The organism is Pseudomonas sp. 1912-s (genome assembly GCF_029269205.1).
Taxonomy (GTDB): domain Bacteria; phylum Pseudomonadota; class Gammaproteobacteria; order Pseudomonadales; family Pseudomonadaceae; genus Aquipseudomonas.
The window spans coordinates 189837-205063 of the sequence record NZ_JARIXR010000003.1 but is presented as its reverse complement, the minus strand read 5'-3'; the positions used below and the strand labels follow the sequence as shown (position 1 = coordinate 205063).

Below are 15227 nucleotides of genomic sequence, written 5' to 3'. Positions count from 1 at the left end.
TCTGTTGAGCGCTCATTCTCACGATCACGCAGGCCATGGTCACCACCACGGCCACCATCATCACCATCACGGTGATGAAACCGAAGCCGGCCCGTTCCCCTGGCGGCGTATGGGCTGGGCGGTGTTGCTGGTGCTGTTTGCCGTCGCCGCGGCGAGCCTGGTGCAGGTGCGCTCCGGCGAAGCCACGGTGATTACCCGCTTCGGCAACCCGTCGCGGGTGTTGCTGGAGCCGGGCCTGGGCTGGCGCTGGCCGGCGCCGTTTGAAGCGGCGATTCCGGTAGACCTGCGCCTGCGCACCACGTCCAGCGGTTTGCAGGATGTGGGCACCCGCGACGGCCTGCGGATCATCGTGCAAGCCTACGTGGCCTGGCAGGTGCAAGGCGACCCCGACAACGTGCAGCGCTTTATGCGCGCGGTGCAGAACCAGCCGGATGAAGCGGCGCGGCAGATTCGCACCTTCGTCGGCTCGGCGCTGGAAACCACCGCCGCCAGTTTCGACCTGGCCAACCTGGTGAACACCGACGCCAGCCAGGTGCGCATTGCCGATTTTGAAGCGCAGTTACGCCAGCAGATTGATCAACAATTGCTCACCACCTATGGCGTGCGCGTGGTGCAGGTCGGCGTCGAGCGGCTGACCTTGCCCTCGGTGACCCTGGCCGCCACCGTCGACCGCATGCGCGCCGAGCGCGAGACCATCGCCACCGAACGCACCGCCGTAGGCAAACGTGAAGCGGCGCAAATTCGTTCTGCCGCCGAGCGTGATGCACGGATCGTCCAGGCCGACGCCACGGTGAAAGCCGCCGATATCGAAGCGCAATCCCGGGTGGAAGCCGCGCAGATTTATGGGCGTGCCTACGCCGGGAATCCGCAGCTGTATAACCTGCTGCGCTCCCTCGACACCCTTGGCACCGTGGTTACGCCGGGCACCAAAATTATCCTGCGCACCGACGCTGCACCGTTCCGCGCCTTGGTGGATGGGCCGAAGGATGTCCAGCCATGAGTGAGCGGGAAAGCCTCGACAGCCCGTGGATCCAGGCTGGACGGCTGACGTTCCTGGCGCTGTATGCGGTGACGGTATTGGCCGCGTTGGCGTGGGCGTTTTCCAACGTACGGCAGATCGACCCGCAGAACCGCGCCGTGGTGTTGCACTTCGGCGCGCTGGACCGGATTCAGAATGCCGGGCTCCTATTGGCCTGGCCGCGCCCGTTTGAACAAGTGGTGCTGTTGCCCGCAGCGGACCGGGTGATCGAGCGTCGGGTGGAAAACCTGCTGCGTTCCGATGCGGCCACGCAAGCCGATCGCGTGGCCAGTTTTGCCACGCCGCTGAGCGATGCCCTGGCCGGCTCCGGTTACCTGCTGACCGGCGATGCCGGCGTGGTGCAGCTGGATGTGCGGGTCTTCTATAAGGTCACCGAGCCCTACGCCTTTGTTTTGCAGGGCGATCACGTGCTGCCGGCGCTGGATCGGCTGGTCACCCGCAGTGCTGTGGTGCTGACCGCCGCGCGGGATCTGGACACCATTCTGGTGGCGCGCCCCGAGCTGATCGGTGCCGACAACCAGGCCGCCGAACGCCGCGAACGGCTGCGCGGCGATTTGGTGCGCGGCATCAATCAACGCCTGGCTGACCTGGCGTCCACCGGGCTTGGCCTGGGCATCGAAGTCACCCGGGTCGACGTGCAATCGAGCCTGCCGGGCCCGGCCGTCAACGCCTTCAACGCGGTGCTGACCGCCAGCCAGCAAGCCGACAAGGCGGTGGCCAATGCGCGCACCGACGCCGAAAAACTTACCCAGACCGCCAATCAGGACGCCGACCGCGCCGTGCAGGTGGCCCATGCCCAGGCCAGCGAACGCCTGGCCAACGCTCAGGCGCAAACCGCCACCGTCGCCAGCCTGGCCCAGGTCAAAGACCCCGGCCTGTTGCTGCGCCTGTACCGCGAGCGCTTGCCGAAGATTCTCGGCCAGGCCGGTTCCGTGACTACGGTCGATCCTAAAGACGATTCCCGCCTGATCATTCAGGGAGCCGAACAATGACTGCCCACGCCGCCCCGATGCTCTCATCGGCCGAACAACGCAGTGCCGCCCGGCAACTGACCCTGGCGATGCTCGCCCTGGGCCTGCTCAGCCTGGGCCTGGTATGGCGCTGGCTGGCGCCGGACCAGACCGGCGTCAGCCAACTGCTGCTGGGCGTCGCCTCGTTGCTGGTGGCGGTGCCGGTGATGCGCTCGGCCTGGTACAGCCTGCGTTATCCGAGCCTGCATGGCATCACCGACCAACTGATCGCCCTGGCCATGCTCGGCGCCTGGGCCACCGGTGACCTGCTGACCGCCGCGCTGCTGCCGATCATCATGATCTTCGGTCATGTGCTGGAAGAGCGCAGCGTTATCGGTTCCCAGGAAGCGATTCATGCCCTGGGCAAACTGACCCGCAGCCATGCGCGCCTGGTGCAGGCTGACGGGACCATTCTGGAAGTCGACAACGGCATCCTGAAGACCGGCGATATCGTCGAGGTTCGCGCCGGTGACCGGGTGCCCGCCGACGGCGTGGTGTTGTCGGGCCAGGCCAGCCTCGACACCGCGCCGATCACCGGCGAGTCGGTGCCGCTGGAAGCGAGTGTGGGCGTGCAGGTGTTTGGTGGCGCGATCAACCTCGACGGTTTGCTGCGCCTTGAAGTGACCCGCACCGGTAACGAATCGACGTTGGGCAAAGTCATCGCCCTGATGCAGAGCGCCGAACGTTCCAAGCCGCCAATCACCCGGTTGCTGGAGCGTTACGCCGGCAGTTACATGGTGCTGGTGTTATTGCTGGCGGCGGTGACCTGGTTTGTCACCAATGACGCCCAGGCGATGCTTGCGGTGTTGGTGGCGGCGTGCCCATGTGCATTGGTGTTGTCGGCACCTGCCACGGCAATTGCGGGCATTGCGGTGGCCGCGCGTCACGGCATTCTGATTCGCAGCTCGGCGTTTCTCGAAGAGCTGGCGGACTTGACGTCTCTGGTGGTCGACAAGACTGGCACCCTGACGTTTGGCACCCTGCGTTTGCAGTCCATCGACACCACGGAGCCGGATCGGCAAGTGCTGCTCAATCTTGCAGCCAGTCTCGGCTCAGCCAGCAGCCACCCGGTCAGCCGGGCGTTGGCGGGGTTGGCCACGCAAGAGCAAATGCGGGTGCTGTCGGATATTCGCGAGCGTCAGGGCCTTGGTGTCGTCGCTCAGACAGAGCAGGGCGAAGCCGCTCTCGGTCGGCCTGAGTTGTTTGAGCAACTGGGTATCACGACCACAGCAGTTCCCCATCACGACGGCCCGATTGCCGGGCTGGCGCTGAACGGGCAATTCCTCGCCTGGTTGTTGCTGGCAGACAGCGTCAAGCCGGAAGCCCGCCAGGCGATGAAGGAGCTGCGTGAGCTGGGCCTGGGTCGCCAACTGCTGCTGACGGGCGACCGGCAAAGCGTGGCCGACAGCCTGGCGCTGGAAGTGGGTATCAGCGACGTCGAGGCCCAGGCCTTGCCGGAAGATAAACTCAACCGCGTGTTGGGGGAAATCGGCAGCGGTTTCCGGCCGATGGTGGTGGGCGACGGGATCAACGATTCCCTGGCGCTCAAGGCGGGCGTGGTCGGTGTGGCGATGGGCGCGGGCGGGGCGGATATCGCCCTGGCGTCGGCGGATGTGGTGCTGATCGGCAGCGACCTGCGGCGCCTGGGCACGTGCGTACGCTTGAGCCGCCAGTGCCGGCACACGCTGCAGGTCAACGTGATCATCGGCCTGGGCTGGACGCTGGCCATCGTGGTGTTCGCGGCATTCGGCTGGCTGGGCGCGGCGGGGGCGATGATTGCGGCGGTGTTGCACAACCTCAGTACGCTGCTGGTGCTGGGTAATGCGGGGCGCTTGTTGCGGTTTCAGGAGCCGTTGTTGAAACTGGACGAATAAATTTTAGAAATTTTTCAGTCTCGCTGTAACGCCTTGGGGGGACCTCACTCTAGTGCTATGTCGAGACTGAACAATCCGTTCAGACCGACTCCACTACCGATCATGAGGAATACACAATGAACATCAAATCCGCTGCTGCTGGTGCCGCCCTCGCTATCGCCGCTGCTGGCATGTTTGCCGGTGTTGCCACCCAGGTGCAGGCAGCAGACGCCCAGGTCCACTGCTATGGCGTCAACGCCTGCAAAGGCCAGAACGACTGCAAAACCAAAGATCACGCCTGCAAAGGCATGGGTTCTTGCAAAGGCCAGGGCTTCTTGTCGATGAGCAAATCGATGTGCGACGAGAAAGGCGGCAAAGTCGGCGAGTAACCGACAACCGAGTGCAACCGCAGCGGGCCCCCCGCCGCTGCGGACACTTTCCCCAGGAGTGTTTTTATGTCCGCCTCCCTTCCGAGTCTGGGTTACGGCCTGGGTCTACGCAGCGAGTACTACCAGCAGATCCTTGAACAATCGCCGGCCGTGGATTGGTTCGAAGTGATCTCCGAGAATTATCTGGTCCAGGGCGGCAAGGCCTTGTACTACCTGGACGCGATCGCCGAGCGTTATCCGTTGGTGATGCACGGTGTGTCCCTGTCCATCGGCGGGCCCCATGCCCTCGATATCGATTACCTGAAACAACTCAAGCAGCTGTCGGAACGCATCCAGCCGGCATGGATTTCCGATCACTTGTGCTGGAGTCGCGGCAACGCGCACCAGTTGCATGACCTGCTGCCGCTGCCCTACACCGAAGAAAGCCTGTACCACGTCGCCGGTCGCGTGCGGCAAGTGCAGGACGTGTTGCAGCGTCCCTTCGTGCTGGAAAACGTCTCCAGCTATGTGCGCGCCAAGGCGGACGAGTTTACCGAGTGGGAGTTTCTCAACGCCCTGACCCATCTCACCGGCTGCCAGTTGCTGCTGGACGTTAACAACGTGTACGTCAGTTCACGCAACCACGGGTTCGATGCCTGGGAATTTATCCGCAACCTGCCGCCCGAAAGCATTCGCCAATTGCACCTGGCCGGGCACATGGATTACGGCGACTACGTGATCGACACCCATGACCACCCGGTATGCGATCCGGTGTGGGCGCTGTATCAGCAGACGCTGGAGCACCTTGGGCCGGTTTCGACGTTGCTGGAGCGTGATGATCATTTCCCGCCGTTCCAGGAGCTGCTCGACGAACTGAGCAAGGCCCGCGAGCTGGGCGCCAGCGCATTGGACAGGAGAGCGTTATGCGCCTGATCGATTGGCAATTGGCGTTTGAACAGCAGTTGCTGGCGCAGACGTTCACCGCCGACAACCGCTTCAGCGCCACCCTGATCGGTGGTCCGACCCTGGATGTAGAGACGGGCCTGGCGATTTACCACAACGCCTATCACGCACGGTTGCAGGAAGTGTTGCGCGATGACTTCAGCGCCGTCTGGTATTGGCTGGGGGACGAGGAGTTTGCAGCGTTGGGTTCGGCCTATATCCGCCGCTATCCCTCGGCCCATTACAGCCTGCGCTGGTTTGGCGAGCGTTTCCCCGGGTTTATCCTCGAGCATTACGCCGGCCAAGGCGCGCCGCTGGGCGAGCTGGCGCGGCTGGAATGGGCATTCACCCTGGCCTTTGATGCGCCGCAGGGCGAGCCGTTGGCCCTGCAAGACATGGCCACGCTACCGCCTGAAGACTGGCCCGGGTTGCAGGTGCAACTGGCCCCGTCGGTGCAGCCAGTAGCGTGTGACTTCAACAGCCTGGGTATCTGGCGCGCGAGCAAGGGCGAGTGGGACTTTCCCGGCAGCGAGGCCTTGCCGTTGGCGCAGGTCTGCCTGGTCTGGCGCCACGACAATGTGTGCCAATACCGTAGCCTGGAACCGGCGGAAGCCAGCGCGCTGACGGGCATGGTCAGCACTGGCTGGAACTTTTCCGAACTGTGCGCCGAGTTGGCAGTCACTTACCAGGAGGGCGCGCCATTGCAAGCGGTTACCTGGCTGAAACAGTGGGTCCAGGACGGTTTGCTCCAGCGGCGGGCACCATAGAAAAGGGCTATTGTTTCGATAGCCTGCTAATTTTTCTGTGAATGGTCTACCCTCATTTCAGACGTCTGAAACAAGGGGGGACTACTCATGCTCGCGCAACTTCCACCGGCCTTACAGAATCTCAAGCTACCGCTGCGTCTTCGACTCTGGGACGGCCATGAATTTAACCTGGGTCCGGATCCCAGCGTCACCATTGTGGTCAAGGACCCCATGATGGTTTCAACGCTCAGCCATCCAACGCTCGACTCACTGGGCGAAGCCTTCGTCGAGGGCAAACTGGAGCTGGAAGGCTCCATTTCCGAAGTCATCAGGGTGGTCGATGAGTTGAGTCATGCCCTGGTTGAGGACGAGGAGGACACTCGTCCGGTGCGCTCGATCCACGACAAGGCCACCGACGCAGCCGCTATTTCCTACCATTACGACCTGTCCAACGAGTTCTACCAGCTTTGGCTGGACCGTGACATGGCCTATTCCTGCGGGTATTTCGAGACCGGCAGCGAATCCCTCGATCAAGCCCAACAAGACAAATTCCGCCACTTGTGCCGCAAACTGCGGCTGCAGCCGGGGGAATATCTGCTCGACGTGGGCTGCGGTTGGGGCGGGCTGGCGCGGTATGCCGCGCGGGAATTCGGGGTCAAGGTGTTCGGCATCACCCTGAGTAAGGAGCAGCTGGAGCTGGCCCAGGAGCGAGTGAAAGCCGAAGGCCTGGAAGACCAGGTGGAGCTGACGCTGCTGGACTACCGCGACCTGCCCCAGGATGGCCGCTTCGACAAGGTGGTGAGCGTGGGGATGTTTGAACACGTCGGCCACGCCAACCTGGCGGAGTACTGCAAGATTTTGTACGGCGCGGTGCGTGAGGGCGGCCTGGTGATGAACCATGGCATTACCGCCAAGCACACCGATGGCCGGCCTGTGGGCCGTGGCGCCGGGGACTTTATCGAGCGCTATGTGTTTCCCAATGGCGAGCTGCCGCACCTGGCGATGATGACCGCCGAGATCAGCGAAGTCGGGCTGGAAGTGGTCGACGTCGAAAGCCTGCGCCTGCATTACGCGCGCACGCTGGATCACTGGAGCGAGCGCCTGGAAGACAACCTGGAAGCGGCGGGCAAGATGGTGCCGGAGCAAGCCTTGCGCATCTGGCGGCTGTACCTGGCCGGCTGTGCCTATGCGTTTGCCCGGGGCTGGATCAACCTGCACCAGATTCTGGCGGTGAAACCCCATGCCGATGGTAGCCATGAGCTGCCGTGGACACGGGACGATTTGTACCAGTAAGCAGTGGCACCGGTGATCTAAAGGTGGGAGCGGGCTTGCTCGCGAAGGCGTTGTATCAGAAACACATTCAGTGACTGACACTCCGCTTTCGCGAGCAAGCCCGCTCCCACATTTGGTTCGGTGCAAGCCTTACAAAATTGGAGAAATAAGCCGCGCGACCCGCATGCCCAGTTGTTGCAGGCGGTGGGTCTGGCGGCTTTCTTCCTGGCTGATTTCATGGGCCAGGGCGAAGTCATCCAGCAACATATGCTCCACCTGACTGGCGAAGGTGTCATCCACCGTCAGCAACATCACTTCGAAATTCAGCCGGAATGAACGGTTATCCAGGTTCGCACTGCCGATGGCGCTGATTTCACTGTCCACCAACACCACTTTCTGATGCAGGAACCCCGGCGTGTAGCGGAATACCCGCACCCCGGCGCGCACAGCTTCGATCGCGTACAGGCTGGAGGCCGCGTAGACGATGCGGTGATCGGGCCGCGACGGCAGCAGCAGGCGTACGTCGACCCCGCGCAACACCGCCAGCCTGAGTGCGGAAAACACCGCTTCATCGGGAATGAAATACGGGCTGGTGATCCACACCCGCTCGGTCGCCGCATGAATCGCCTCGACGAAAAACAGCGAGCACGTCTCATAGGGATCCGCCGGGCCGCTGGCCAGCAACTGGCAGAGCACGCCGTCATCGGGATAGGTGTCCGGCAGCAGCAGCGGCGGCAGCTCGCGCGCGGCCCAGAACCAATCCTCGGCAAACGATTCCTGCAAGCACGCCACCACCGGGCCGCTGACCTGCACATGGGTGTCGCGCCACGGCGCCAGGGGCGGCTTCTTGCCCAGGTATTCATCGCCGACGTTATGCCCGCCGACAAACCCGGTAATGCCATCGACCACCACGATCTTGCGGTGGTTGCGGAAGTTGACCTGGAAGCGGTTTAGCCAGCCACTGCGCGTGGCGAAGGCCTTGACCTGCACCCCGGCGTCCCGCAGCGACTGCACGTAACGATGGGGCAGGGCATGGCTGCCGATACGGTCATACAGGACGAAAATCGACACGCCTTCGGCGGCCTTTTCCTTGAGCAACGTGTGCAGCCGGCGGCCGAGTTCGTCGTCATGAATGATGAAGAACTGGAACAAGACGGCCGTCTTCGCGGAACGGATGGCTTCGAAAATCGCGCTGAACGTCGCCTCGCCATTGATCAACAAGCGCACCTGATTGTTCGCCAGGCATGGCATGCGCCCCAGCTTGGGCATGGCCCGCAGTGACGCATAGGCTTGGGAGTTGCGCGCGGCCAGTGCTTCTTCGACCCACGGGCGCCAGTTCAGCTCGGTGATCGCCTTGTGCATTTCCTGGTTGGCCTGGCGCCGCGCCTGGATGTAGGCGTCGAAGGTGCTGCGGCCGAAGATCAGGTAGGGAATCAGCGTCAGGTAAGGAATGAACATCAGCGACAAGGCCCAGGCAATCGAGCCTTGGGCGGTCCTGACGGTCAGCACCGCATGGATGGCGGCAAGGGTGCCCAGAAAATGCAGGGTGGCGATGAAATAGGCGAGCAGGTGCGGGCCAAAGAAATCCATGGACAACGGTACTCCTGACAAACAAGTGCCTAACAGACCATGTTCGGCCACGAATGTCGCTATTTTATTTGCTGTGCAACACTGGCGCTTTTGCGGCGTCTAACGCCGACAATTACCCAGGAGTTACCCGATGAATGCTCGTCTGCTTGGTTTGGCCATGGTTGTTGGTTTAACGCTGCCCGTGGCGGCGCAAGCGCAGATGTTGGCGCCGGGCTTGTGGGAATTGACCACCAGTAACATGAAGGTCGATAACCAGGACCTGCCGGACTTGTCGCTGATCCTCGGTCAGCTCAAGCAACAGATGACTCCCGAACAACGGGCCATGCTTGAGAAGCAGGGCATCACCATGGCCGGCAAAGGCGTGCAGGTGTGCCTGACACAAGCCCAGGTGGCGTCCGACTCCATCCCGCTGACCGACCCGCAATCGGGCTGCAAACAGGAAGTGACGGACAAGACCGGCAACCAGTGGAAATTCCGTTTCAGCTGCCCGAAAGCCCAGGGCACCGGCGTGGCGACGTTCCAGAGCCAGCAGGAATTCACCACCAAGGTTAACGGTACTTTCAACGCCACCGGCGTGCAGCAGAAGGGCAGCCTGGACACCCACGCGCAGTGGCTGGGCAGCAACTGCGGTACGGTCAAACCCCGCGCTTAACCTAAGACACACCCCGATCAAAATGTGGGAGCGGGCTTGCCAGGTCCAGAGTCTTCAGCGCTGAAAATGCAGCGGCAACCCCTGGCAGCTGTCGTGCACGCGCCCGTCGTGCCAGGCCAGATGGCCGGAGACCAGCGTAGTGCTGACGCTGTGCCGGAAGCTGCGCTCGGCAAAGGGCGTCCAGCCGCAGCGCGCCAGGATAGGCTCGCTGCTGACGGGCTTGCCGTGGGGTTCGGGTTTGATCAGCACCAGGTCGGCCCAATAACCTTCCCGCAGGTAGCCACGGTCGGGGATCGCAAACAGGTCCGCGACACGATGGCTGGTTTTCGCCACCAGGGTGGTCAGCGGCAGCACGCCGTCGGCCACCAGTTCCAGCAGTGCCGGCAGGGCGTGTTGCACCAGCGGTAAGCCCGACGGCGCCTCCCGATACGGCAGCTGTTTTTGCGCCCAGGTGTGGGGCGCATGGTCACTGCCGATCACATCCAGACGGTCACTCAACAATGCCAGGCGCAGGGCGTTGCGGTCGGCGCGTGTCTTGATCGCCGGGTTGCATTTGATCTGGTGGCCGAGGCGCGCGTAGTCGCGGTCATCGAACAATAAGTGGTGCAGGCAGACCTCCGCGGTGATGCGTTTTTCCGCCAGGGGCTTGTCTTCGAACAGCACCAACTCCCCCGCGCTGGTGATGTGCAGCACATGCAGGCGCGTGCCATGCCGCTTGGCCAGTTCCACCGCCAAAGACGACGAGCGATAACAGGCCTGCGCATCGCGGATCAGCGGGTGCGCCACGGCAGGGATGTGGTCGCCAAAGCGTTCGCGCATTCGCTGCTCGTTGGCGTGGATGCTGGGCGTGTGCTCGCAGTGGGCCAGGAGAATGGTCGGCACCTCGGCGAACAGGCGCTCGAGAATCTTCGGGTCATCTACCAGCATATTGCCGGTGGAGGCGCCCATGAACACTTTGACGCCGGCGACTTCACGCGGGTCCAGCGCGGCCACGGTGTCGAGGTTGTCGTTGCTCACCCCAAAGTGAAAGCCATAGTTGGCCACCGAATGCAGGGCGGCACGGCGTTTCTTGTCGGCCAGGGCTTCCAGGTTCAGGGTGGCCGGGCTGGTGTTGGGCATGTCCATGAAACTGGTGATGCCCCCGGCCACGGCCGCGCGGGACTCGCTGTAGAAGCTGCCTTTGTCCGGCGCGCCCGGCTCACGGAAATGCACCTGGTCGTCGATCATCCCGGGCAACAGCCACTGGCCTTGGGCGTCGATTTCCACCGAGGCATTTACGTTGTCGATGCTGCTGGCGATCTTCTCGATGCGGCCATTGGCGACCAGCAGGTCGGCCTCGAATGCCTGGCCTTCGTTTACCAGGCGGGCGTTGCGGATCAGCAGGCGGCTCATGGTCAGAACTCGTTTTGCAGGGCTTTGTAACCCAGCACCAGGTCGACGTTGGTGCGCGCCACGTCTTCGGAAAACTCCGAAGCGCTGACGCTCACCGGTGGGAACTGGGACAGGTCGGTATTGGGGCCGATGCGGGTGGTGGAGGGCACGTAGAACGCGGCGGGCAAATCGCGGCCGTCGACCACGGAGTTGTGCCGCACCACACAGCCGTCGCCGACCACGCAGTTGAACAGCACGCTGTTGAAGCCGATAAACACCCGGTTACCGACGGTGCACGGGCCGTGGACGATGGAGCGGTGGGCAATGGAGGTGAACTCGCCGATGGTCACGGCGGCGCCGGATTTGGAGTGGATGACCACGCCGTCCTGGATATTCGAATTGGCGCCGATGGTGATCGGGTCCATGTCGCCGTTGGCGTTGACTTCGTCGGCGCGGATCACCGCGTAGGGGCCGACAAATACGTTCTCGCCGATGATCACCTTGCCGCAGATGATCGCGGTTTTGTCGACGTAGGCCGATTCGGCAATCACGGGCAGGTCGCCGGAAGGGTTCTTGCGGATCATGGGTCAGGTTCCTTGAGGGGCGCGGTGATGATGTGTACGTGGCTGCCTTCGATGGCGTTGTAGAAACAGGTGGGCCGGCCCGTGTGGCAGGCCGGGCCTTGCTGGTCGACGATCAGCAGCACGGCGTCGCCGTCGCAATCCAGGCGCGCCTCCACCAGCTGTTGCCAGTGGCCGGAGCTTTCGCCCTTGCGCCACAGTTGCTGGCGCGAGCGGGACCAGTAGCAGACCTGCCCGGTGGCCAGGGTTTCGTCGAGGGCCCGGCGGTTCATCCAGGCCAGCATCAACACCTCGCCGCTGCCGTGTTGCTGAGCGATGGCGGCAATCAGGCCATCGCTGTTCCACGGCAGGGCGTCGAGCACGCTAGCGAGTGGAAAGCGGCTGCCGATGGCAGCCTTTTCCAGGTCGAGCATGCTCAGGGTCATGGCTTGCTCAGGGCCGCGCACAGGGTGTTGAGGTTGTATTCGAACAGGCCGGTAAAGGTGCTGGCCGGGCCTTCTGCGGCGAGGGCGTCGGAGTACAGGGTGCCGCCGATTTGCGCGCCGCTTTCGTCAGCGATCTGCTTGAGCAGGCGCGAGTCCTTGATGTTTTCCATGAACACGGCCTTGACCTTGTCCTTGCGGATCTGGGTGATCAGCGTGGCGACTTCGGCGGCAGACGGTTCACGTTCGGTGGACAAACCCTGAGGCGACAGGAACTCGATACCGTAGGCCTGGCCCAGGTAACCGAAGGCGTCATGGGACGTCACGATGCGGCGGTTACCCGGCGGCAGGGCGCCGAACTTGGCCTTGGCTTCCGCCAGCAGGCGGTAGATTTCTTTCAGGTACACCTGGCTGTTGTGCTCGTAGTCTGCCTTGTTGGCCGGGTCGGCAGCGATCAGCGCCTTGGTGATGTTGTTCACGTAGATAACGGTGTTGGCCAGGTTATGCCAGGCGTGTGGGTCGGGAATGGTTTCGCCGTCTTCTTCCATGGTGTGGGACAACACGCCTTTACTGGCGGTGACCACAGTCGCCTTGGTCTCGGTGCTGGTGACCAGTCGATCCAGCCACGGCTCGAAGCCCAGACCATTTTTGATGATCACCTTGGCCTTGAGCAGGGCCTTGGCGTCGTCTGGCGTTGGTTCGTAGGTATGGGCGTCGGCGTCGGGGCCGACCATGTTGCTGATCTGGATATGATCGCCACCGACCTGGTGGGTCATGTCGTCAAGAATACTGAAGCTGGTAACCACCTGAAGCTTGTCGGCAGCCTGGGCCGTCGCGAACGACAGCGGCAGCAACACACTGAACAGCACGAGTAGAGCGCGCATCGGGAAACACCTCATTGGGATGTAAGCAAAGGCGGGCGGCGCAGCAAGCCGTGCACCGGACCGAAGACCACGGACAGCAGGTACAAGCCGCCAGCCACCAGCACAATCGCCGGGCCGCTGGGCAGCGAGTAGTAGAACGACAACAACAAGCCAAGCCACACCGACAGGCATCCCAGCACCGCCGATATCGCGATCAACACCGGCAGGCGCCGGCTCCAGAAGCGTGAAGCAATCGCCGGCAACATCATCAAGCCGACCACCATCAGGGCGCCGATGGCCTGGAAACCGATCACCAGGTTCAGCACCACCAGGGTCAAAAACAGACCGTGGGCCAGCGGGCCGAGGCGGCTGACGGTTTGCAGGAATAGCGGATCGAGGGTGTCCAGCAGCAGCGGTTTGTAGATCACCACCATGGCGATCAGGCTGAAGCCCGAGACCCAGAGCATGCCGGTGAGGGTCGGGCCGTCGACCGCCAGGGCCGAGCCGAACAGCAGGTGCAACAGGTCCAGGCGCTTGCCGGCGAGGCCGAGGATCAGCACGCCGCTGGCCAGGGAAATCGGGTAGATGGCGGCGAGGCTGGCGTCTTCCTTCAGCCCTGTGCGGCGGGTGATCCAGGCGGCGAGGCCGGCCATGCTCAGGCCGGCGCCCAGGCCACCGATGGTCAGCGCGGGCAGGCTCAGGCCGGCAAACCAGAAGCCCAACGCGGCGCCGGGCAGGATGCCGTGTGACACCGCGTCACCGATCAGGCTCATGCGGCGCAGGATCAGGAACACCCCCAGCGGCGCGGTGCTGCACGCCAATACCAGCCCGCCGAGAAGTGCGCGGCGCATAAAAACAAAGTCGAGAAACGGCATCCACAAGTGAGCGGCGAAGTGCATCAGGCCACCTGCATGTGCGGCTGCGGGCGGATCAGTTCTTTGCTGGAGCCGAACACGCAGCCACTGCTTTTGATCTGCACCACTTGCTGGGTGTGCTGGCGGACGGAGCCGAGGTCATGGCACACCACCACCACCGTGCGGCCTTCGTCGCGCCAGGCGTGGATGTGTTTCCAGCACAGAGCCTGGCCGTCTTCGTCGAGGGCGGCGTGGGGTTCGTCCAGCAGCAACACCGGCGACTCGGCCAGGCTCATGCGGGCGAGCAGGGCGCGTTGCAGTTCACCACCCGACAAGGCCATCAACGGCCGATGCTCCAGGCCACTGAGGCACCAGTCTTCGAGCACCGCGTTCAAGCGTTCGGTGCGTTGTTGCGGGGTTTGCTTGCTGCCCCAGAACCCGGCGGCCACCAACTCTTGCAGGCTGATGGGGAACTGGCGGTCAAGGTTCTGTTGCTGGGGCAGGAACGACAGCCCGCCGCGGCGTGGAACATCAATCGTCACTTTCCCGGCCAGGGGTTTCTGCAGGCCGACGATGACTTTCAGCAGGCTGCTTTTACCGGTGCCGTTGGCGCCGATGATGCCGGTGAGGCTGCCTTTTTCCAGGGTGAAATCGATAGCCGGGGTGAGTGGTTGGCCGGGGGCGCCCCAGCGCAAGGCGGTGCAGGTGATCATTCGGAAGGTCTCGTCCAGCGGCTTTCAGCTACGGCATCGTGCGCGTGCAGGCTTTCGGCGTGGATCACTTTCAAGTGGAAGGCAATGACCGCATCCGAGCGTTTCAAGGCGAGGTTGAGGCGGCGGGCGGCGTCTTCGCAGAACATCAGGTTCTGCCCGTTGGCCAGGGCGAAGGCTTGTTCGTCCGCGCGCTTTACGGCGGTTTGTACGGCGGTGCCGAGGGCGGCTTCGGTGTCGTCGATCAATTGCGTCAGCGGCAGTGTGGGCTGATCGCCTTGAAGACGGACCTGCAACAGCGCGCTGCTGCGCTGGCTGTGGGGCGTGGCGACGATGCCGTTTGCGCTGCCCAGCCAGGTCAGCACGTCTTCGTGTTGCAGCGGCGTGTTGGCAAAGTCTTCAATAAATTGCTGCTGAATCAATTGCCTGGCGAGGGCAGCCGAGCATGGGCAGGTTGAAGAGTAGGTAACGTCAATTTTTAGTTCCACGTGGAACATCTGGTTTTCCAGGCGCGCTTCGATGCTCACCGGATAGCTTTTCCAGCCGGCCAATGGGCTGACCAACGCGGGACGTTTCAGCAGCAGGTCTGCATGAATTCGCAGGTAGGCATTTGTGGATAAACCTTCATGACTGTCGAGAAAACGTTGCAATACACTGCGCAGCAGTGCTGGCGAAAGCGGCTGCTGTTCAAGCATCTCCAGCGCCAGGTAAAGCCGCGACATATGAATACCTCGGGCCTCACCGTCGTCCAGGCTAACGCCTGCATCGGCTTTGGCGCTGAGGCGCTGGCCGTCGATCTGAATGGGCAGGGCAATGCCGCACATGCCCACCCAATCGAGCGGCAAGGCTTGGCGTGAAGCCTGCGCGGCGATATCGGGCAGAGTCAGCGCGTTCATGAGCAGGTCCATCGTTGGAAATAAAAAGACATGTTATATTATTACTATTGAGTCGACG

General features: G+C 62.8%; 16 protein-coding genes. 8 read left to right on the top strand and 8 right to left on the bottom strand.

All coding sequences use genetic code 11. The features are described 5' to 3' along the window. Position 1: 1 nt before the first annotated feature. The 7 genes from P3C29_RS05625 to cfaB all read left to right on the top strand — a co-directional run bounded on the left by P3C29_RS05625 (position 2) and on the right by cfaB (position 7251). Positions 2-1000: a protease modulator HflC gene (locus P3C29_RS05625; RefSeq protein WP_275964114.1), complete on the top strand. Its 999-nt coding sequence runs from the start codon at positions 2-4 to the stop codon at positions 998-1000. After that, positions 997-2031, top strand: a complete 1035-nt coding sequence (locus tag P3C29_RS05620) for a protease modulator HflK (RefSeq protein ID WP_088421967.1) — start codon at positions 997-999, stop codon at positions 2029-2031. Before P3C29_RS05625 ends, P3C29_RS05620 begins: the two co-directional genes overlap by 4 nt. After that, positions 2028-3923 carry a cation-translocating P-type ATPase gene (locus P3C29_RS05615; protein WP_010168420.1) on the top strand — a complete coding sequence of 632 codons (1896 nt, stop codon included), beginning with the start codon at positions 2028-2030 and terminating at the stop codon, positions 3921-3923. Before P3C29_RS05620 ends, P3C29_RS05615 begins: the two co-directional genes overlap by 4 nt. Positions 3924-4039: 116 nt before the next feature. After that, positions 4040-4291, top strand: a complete 252-nt coding sequence (locus tag P3C29_RS05610; protein WP_201125750.1) for a hypothetical protein — start codon at positions 4040-4042, stop codon at positions 4289-4291. Between the two features lie 66 nt (positions 4292-4357). Continuing rightward, positions 4358-5203, top strand: a complete 846-nt coding sequence (locus P3C29_RS05605) for a DUF692 domain-containing protein (protein WP_275964057.1) — start codon at positions 4358-4360, stop codon at positions 5201-5203. Then, positions 5194-5979 (top strand): DNA-binding domain-containing protein, encoded by a 786-nt coding sequence (locus tag P3C29_RS05600; protein ID WP_201125748.1) that lies wholly within the window; start codon positions 5194-5196, stop codon positions 5977-5979. The genes P3C29_RS05605 and P3C29_RS05600 overlap by 10 nt, the downstream gene beginning before the upstream one ends. An 87-nt stretch (positions 5980-6066) precedes the next feature. Continuing rightward, the gene (cfaB, locus tag P3C29_RS05595; protein ID WP_010168413.1) at positions 6067-7251 is read left to right on the top strand and encodes a C17 cyclopropane fatty acid synthase CfaB; all 1185 of its coding nucleotides are present in this window, start codon (positions 6067-6069) and stop codon (positions 7249-7251) included. 129 nt (positions 7252-7380) lie between these two features. Here the strand turns inward: cfaB and cls are convergent, their stop codons facing one another. Next, the gene (gene cls, locus P3C29_RS05590) at positions 7381-8820 is read right to left on the bottom strand and encodes a cardiolipin synthase (RefSeq protein ID WP_169386784.1); all 1440 of its coding nucleotides are present in this window, start codon (positions 8818-8820) and stop codon (positions 7381-7383) included. Positions 8821-8950: 130 nt separating this feature from the next. Here cls and P3C29_RS05585 point away from each other — a divergent pair, with 130 nt between their 5' ends. Next, positions 8951-9472, top strand: a complete 522-nt coding sequence (locus P3C29_RS05585; RefSeq protein ID WP_275964056.1) for a DUF3617 domain-containing protein — start codon at positions 8951-8953, stop codon at positions 9470-9472. Positions 9473-9526: 54 nt separating this feature from the next. On the opposite strand, the gene P3C29_RS05580 is transcribed toward P3C29_RS05585, so the two are convergent. From P3C29_RS05580 to folE2, 7 genes are read right to left on the bottom strand one after another with little or no spacing between them, the layout of a single operon-like run. After that, positions 9527-10864, bottom strand: a complete 1338-nt coding sequence (locus P3C29_RS05580) for a dihydroorotase (RefSeq protein ID WP_275964055.1) — start codon at positions 10862-10864, stop codon at positions 9527-9529. Between the two features lie 2 nt (positions 10865-10866). Next, a complete protein-coding gene (locus P3C29_RS05575) occupies positions 10867-11427 on the bottom strand; it encodes a carbonate dehydratase (protein ID WP_010168409.1) in 561 nt (186 codons plus the stop codon). After that, a complete protein-coding gene (gene hisI / locus P3C29_RS05570) occupies positions 11424-11849 on the bottom strand; it encodes a phosphoribosyl-AMP cyclohydrolase (protein WP_169386786.1) in 426 nt (141 codons plus the stop codon). Before hisI ends, P3C29_RS05575 begins: the two co-directional genes overlap by 4 nt. Then, complete coding sequence (locus tag P3C29_RS05565) at positions 11846-12730, bottom strand: metal ABC transporter substrate-binding protein (RefSeq protein WP_010168406.1); 885 nt, start codon at positions 12728-12730, stop codon at positions 11846-11848. Before P3C29_RS05565 ends, hisI begins: the two co-directional genes overlap by 4 nt. A gap of 11 nt (positions 12731-12741) precedes the next feature. Next, on the bottom strand, positions 12742-13608 hold the full coding sequence (locus P3C29_RS05560; protein ID WP_010168404.1) for a metal ABC transporter permease: 867 nt from the start codon (positions 13606-13608) through the stop codon (positions 12742-12744). Continuing rightward, the gene (locus P3C29_RS05555) at positions 13608-14276 is read right to left on the bottom strand and encodes an ATP-binding cassette domain-containing protein (protein WP_275964054.1); all 669 of its coding nucleotides are present in this window, start codon (positions 14274-14276) and stop codon (positions 13608-13610) included. Before P3C29_RS05555 ends, P3C29_RS05560 begins: the two co-directional genes overlap by 1 nt. Further along, entirely contained in the window at positions 14273-15169 is an 897-nt protein-coding gene (folE2, locus tag P3C29_RS05550; RefSeq protein ID WP_201125744.1) for a GTP cyclohydrolase FolE2, read from the bottom strand. The genes P3C29_RS05555 and folE2 overlap by 4 nt, the downstream gene beginning before the upstream one ends. Positions 15170-15227 lie beyond the last annotated feature (58 nt).

Excerpts from the sequence above, each read along its gene's own strand:
- P3C29_RS05555 (WP_275964054.1), bottom strand. The coding sequence starts at position 14,276 with ATGATCACCTGCACCGCCTTGCGCTGGGGCGCCCCCGGCCAACCACTC.
- cfaB (WP_010168413.1), top strand. The coding sequence starts at position 6,067 with ATGCTCGCGCAACTTCCACCGGCCTTACAGAATCTCAAGCTACCGCTG.
- P3C29_RS05580 (WP_275964055.1), bottom strand. The coding sequence starts at position 10,864 with ATGAGCCGCCTGCTGATCCGCAACGCCCGCCTGGTAAACGAAGGCCAG.
- cls (WP_169386784.1), bottom strand. The coding sequence starts at position 8,820 with ATGGATTTCTTTGGCCCGCACCTGCTCGCCTATTTCATCGCCACCCTG.
- P3C29_RS05610 (WP_201125750.1), top strand. The coding sequence starts at position 4,040 with ATGAACATCAAATCCGCTGCTGCTGGTGCCGCCCTCGCTATCGCCGCT.
- P3C29_RS05600 (WP_201125748.1), top strand. The coding sequence starts at position 5,194 with ATGCGCCTGATCGATTGGCAATTGGCGTTTGAACAGCAGTTGCTGGCG.
- hisI (WP_169386786.1), bottom strand. The coding sequence starts at position 11,849 with ATGACCCTGAGCATGCTCGACCTGGAAAAGGCTGCCATCGGCAGCCGC.
- P3C29_RS05615 (WP_010168420.1), top strand. The coding sequence starts at position 2,028 with ATGACTGCCCACGCCGCCCCGATGCTCTCATCGGCCGAACAACGCAGT.
- P3C29_RS05605 (WP_275964057.1), top strand. The coding sequence starts at position 4,358 with ATGTCCGCCTCCCTTCCGAGTCTGGGTTACGGCCTGGGTCTACGCAGC.
- P3C29_RS05565 (WP_010168406.1), bottom strand. The coding sequence starts at position 12,730 with ATGCGCGCTCTACTCGTGCTGTTCAGTGTGTTGCTGCCGCTGTCGTTC.
- P3C29_RS05575 (WP_010168409.1), bottom strand. The coding sequence starts at position 11,427 with ATGATCCGCAAGAACCCTTCCGGCGACCTGCCCGTGATTGCCGAATCG.
- P3C29_RS05620 (WP_088421967.1), top strand. The coding sequence starts at position 997 with ATGAGTGAGCGGGAAAGCCTCGACAGCCCGTGGATCCAGGCTGGACGG.
- folE2 (WP_201125744.1), bottom strand. The coding sequence starts at position 15,169 with ATGAACGCGCTGACTCTGCCCGATATCGCCGCGCAGGCTTCACGCCAA.
- P3C29_RS05560 (WP_010168404.1), bottom strand. The coding sequence starts at position 13,608 with ATGCACTTCGCCGCTCACTTGTGGATGCCGTTTCTCGACTTTGTTTTT.
- P3C29_RS05585 (WP_275964056.1), top strand. The coding sequence starts at position 8,951 with ATGAATGCTCGTCTGCTTGGTTTGGCCATGGTTGTTGGTTTAACGCTG.